At 49.3% G+C, this 4,066-nt stretch carries 3 protein-coding genes; all 3 read right to left on the bottom strand.

What is annotated here, in order from left to right; all coding sequences use genetic code 11:
- The coding region (locus WB308_RS03975; protein ID WP_424189224.1) for a molybdopterin-dependent oxidoreductase at window positions 1-1,615 on the bottom strand (1,615 nt) is incomplete at its 3' end.
- Window positions 1,612-3,258, bottom strand: a complete 1,647-nt coding sequence (locus tag WB308_RS03970; protein WP_424189222.1) for a nitrite/sulfite reductase — start codon at window positions 3,256-3,258, stop codon at window positions 1,612-1,614. The genes WB308_RS03970 and WB308_RS03975, both read right to left, overlap by 4 nt.
- Window positions 3,236-4,012: a uroporphyrinogen-III C-methyltransferase gene (gene cobA / locus WB308_RS03965; RefSeq protein ID WP_424189220.1), complete on the bottom strand. Its 777-nt coding sequence runs from the start codon at window positions 4,010-4,012 to the stop codon at window positions 3,236-3,238. Before cobA ends, WB308_RS03970 begins: the two co-directional genes overlap by 23 nt.
- Between the last annotated feature and the right edge of the window lie 54 nt (window positions 4,013-4,066).

Genomic DNA, 4,066 nt, shown 5'->3' with positions numbered 1-4,066 from the left:
GTGTTGAAAAGAACTCATCCGAATAAAGTCGTTCGCCTCCCCATTGATAGGAGAGGGTCTCATATTCTTGCATGCTTTGGTCGCATAACCGTTTCTCGGTCATTTTTTTATACTCATCGTAAATCTCTGACGTATCGGTAAAATCAAATCCTGAAAACGCTAATGCCTGTGCCACGGAACAGACAATTTCGGAGTCGCTTTTGGCACTGTTAGGGGCAGGTTTAAAGGCTCTGACTCGTTTGATAAAGCGTTCCGAATTGGTCATGCTCCCCTCTTTTTCTCCCCATGCAGCGCTGGGGAGAACGAGGTTTGAAAGAGAGGCAGTTTCGCTCAGTACACAATCCTGAACGACTAAAAAAAGATCGTTTTGCAAAAGCGCAGAACGGGTTTTAGAAACATCAGGGAGGGTGAGAAGCGGATTGGTGCAGGCAACCCATAGAAATTGTACTTCATCTCGCACGATTGCCTCGATGGCATCGGTGATGGTGATTCCTACTTCCGAAGAGATAGCATTCGGAGGTAGATTCCAATGGTGCTCACATGATTGGCGATCATGAGGGTTACGGACATCACGGTAACCGGGGAGGCCATTGGAGAGATAGCCCACTTCACGCCCTCCCATGGCATTGGGCTGCCCTGTGAGAGAGAACGGGAGTCCTTTTTGGGCATTGATTCGACCCGTAGCTAAAAAGAGGTTGATGAATCCGAGATTACGCATAACGCCATCCACGGCCTGATTCAATCCCTGACACCATAGCCCGAGGATTTTTTTATCCGAGGCAAAAAGGTCCACTAAAATATCAGTATCTTCGATAGACAACCCGCACGATTGAACAGCTTCAAGATACGGGATCGCTTGTGCGGCATCGAGTGTCTGCTCAAACCCTTCGCAGGAACGGGAAATAAAATCGCTATCACACCCTCCACGTGCATGTATTTGTGCTAAAAGGGCGTTGTAGAGCATCGTATCGCTTCCGCTGTGAAGTCCGAGCCAGAGATCGGCTTTTGCAGCGGTTTCGGTACGGATCGGATCGATAACGATGATTTTGGTATCGGGATCGGATTTTTTACGTGCCATGATACCGCGGTGAATGATAGGATGTGCCCATGCAGGGTTGGAACCGCTAATGAGGATGACTTCGGCATCGTCGATATCGGCGTAATTTCCTATGGCCCCGTCGCTTCCGAATGCCATTTTATGGGCGATGACGGCACTCGCCATACAAAGGCGCGAGTTGGCATCGACGTTATTAGTTCCCAGGTACCCTTTGATCAGTTTTGTAAAGAGATAGCTCTCTTCGGTTAAAAGCTGACCTGAAAGGTAAAAGTAGAGGGATGTTCTGGGAAGGGTTCGGATCTGATCGGCTAGAATTTTTATCGCATCTTCCCACGATATTTCGCGGAAAGGATCGGATTTGTGAGTACGATACAGCGGAGTTGTGAGGCGGTTGGCGTCGAGTGCTTTCGCCATTTGAATCGGTTTGAAACATAAATCTCCGAGAGTAGAGGGGTTGGTTTGATCTCCTTTGACCTTGAACCCTTTATCGGTGCATTCGATGCTTAAGCCGCATCCCGTTCCGCAAAATGGACACCCCGTATCGATGGAATTACTCATCTTGGCATCCGATCAAAGCTCTGAAAATCATGGCTAGACTCATGTGCCATCGCAAAGTTATGACGTACGATTTCGGCTATCTCGCTGATCTCATAGTGGGAACGAAGACGTTTGATAAACTGCTCCAAACTCTCGCCGTCCCGTCGAGTATCTCGATAGAGTTTCATCAACTCCGCCACGTAGTGAGGCGCTTCTTCGAGAGTGATCCCTTTTAGAAAGAGTTTCGCCTCTTCGTCATTATGGCTGAGGCTGCCGCCGAGGAAGATATCGACTCCAAGCGTCGTTTTCCCATCAAGAGGAACTTTGCACCCCACAAATCCCAAATCTCCCGCACCGTGGATACCGCACCCTTTGATGCATGCTGACCAGTAAAGGCGTACTTTTGCATTGTCAATCGGGACGGCTCGGCTTAAAAACTCGCTCATAGCGATCGCATCGGGTTTTCCGGGAATTACGCCAAACGGGCAGTGTTCGCTTCCGGCACACGCGATGAGGTTTGCCATATAGGGTGAGGGACGGTTAGGATATTTGAGAAAGAGCGGTGATGCCAGAGTAGTGATTTCATCACGAATCCCCGTTAGGATGAGGTTCTGCTCGATCGTAAGACGAATGGCTCCGTTGTGGGACTCGGCTACTCGAGCGGCTTCCATCAAATCGCTTCCGCTAAAGACACCTGAGGGGACAGCGGCATAGAGGGCAAAGGTTCCGTTTTTGAGTGCGACACGGCCGTAATGATCTCCCCCTTCGGCATCACATAAGGTCGTCCCCGCTTGAGGCATATCTTGCCCCAGTGATTCAATAATGGCATGGCGAAACTCCTCCATACCGACCGCATCGATGAGGAATTTGAGACGGTTTTTGTTGCGATTATCTCTAAACCCGTAGGTTTTAAAGAGTGATGCAACGGCGACAAATACTGTTTTTGCCTGCTCGGGGAGGAGAAACATATCGGCACTTTGGGCGAGATGTCCGACACGCCCTCCCAGATAGAGATTAAACCCGTATTCCCCCTCTTTTTGAGCGAGGGCGAGGGCGAAGTCTTGACCGAAGATGTTGCAGCGGTTTGAGAGTGAGCCGTTGATGCCAATGTTGAATTTACGAGGCAGCGTAGTGATCCACTCATCATTTTTTAAAAATACCCCTTGGATCTCTTGGAGGATGCTTTGGCAGGAAAGTAGGTTGTCCATCGCTAATCCATCGAGAGGGTCGAGGAGGATATTTCGGAAATTATCGACTCCCGTTTGATAGCTGGTGAGTCCAACACTTTCTAAAGCACTCAGTGCTTCGGGGAGATCTTCGATACTAACATAGCGCAGTTCGATCTGCTGACGGGTAGTGAGATCGATGTAGTCACGCCCGAAACGTTGTGCAACATCTGCTACCGCCATGGCCTGCTTAATGCTCAACGCTCCTCCGGCGATCCGAACGCGAATCATAAACCGCTCAGGGGTAGCAGGGCGATCGAACACACCGAAGCTTTTGAGGATGAAATCTTTATCTTCGTCGGTGATGGAAGCATACCCTGTTTTGGAATACCCGATCAGTCGTTCCCACGCATCTCGTGCACTAAAAGCATCCTTGATCGATTCGGTTTTGTGTCGTTTGATACTCCGCTCGGCGTTAGCTTGCTGTAACGATGTCATAACGATTCTCCTTGGGTTCATAACGATACGTTGGGAGAACTTGTGCTAAATTGACGACATTTCCGAAAACCAAAATGGCCGGTTTCGGAGCTCCTTTGGAGGCTGTGATGAGCTCACCTAATGTTGTAATAATAGAGCTTTGGTGTGCTGTGGTGGCATTGGAGATAATCGCGACGGGCAATGCGGCATCCACCCCCTGATCCAATGCCTCTTTGACGATTTGTCGGGTTCGGCTAAGCCCCATAAGGACAACGGTGGTGTGATCACTGGCACTGAGCATCGGAATCCATGAAAGATTGACACGATCTCCTGAGAGGTGTGCCGATACGACCGATACTCCGGTACTGATACCGCGCGCGGTTGGAGCGATTCCGGCGGAGAGGGGTCCTGAGAGAGCCGAAGAAATTCCGGGGATCACTTCGGTCACAATAGCGTTTTGCGAGGCATAAATCGCCTCTTCGGTTCCACGACCGAAGATGTAGGGATCACCGCATTTGAGTCGTCCGACGGTGTATCCCTGATGAGCATAGTCGGTAATCATTGTATTGATCTCACTTTGGGGGAAGCTGTGCTTTCCTTTTTCTTTTCCGACGAATACCACTTTGGTATGTGGTGGGATGAGGTCGATGATCTCTTGGGTGAGGAGATGATCGATGAGGGCAATGTCGAGTTTTTCGATAGTTTTAAGCGCTTTTAGGGTGAGGAGATCGGCATCGCCGGGTCCGCAACCGATTAAATATAATTTTCCGTTCATGGGATATTCCTTATTAGGACTTTTTTGTCTTTAAAAATAATAGTGTAAAATAGC

Source organism: Sulfuricurvum sp. (genome assembly GCF_049587615.1).
Taxonomy (GTDB): domain Bacteria; phylum Campylobacterota; class Campylobacteria; order Campylobacterales; family Sulfurimonadaceae; genus Sulfuricurvum.
This window is presented reverse-complemented; position numbering and strand designations above follow the sequence as displayed.

What these genes read in the sequence shown, in the direction of transcription:
- cobA (WP_424189220.1), bottom strand. Translation starts at nt 4,012, where the DNA reads ATGAACGGAAAATTATATTTAATCGGTTGCGGACCCGGCGATGCCGAT.
- WB308_RS03970 (WP_424189222.1), bottom strand. Translation starts at nt 3,258, where the DNA reads ATGACATCGTTACAGCAAGCTAACGCCGAGCGGAGTATCAAACGACAC.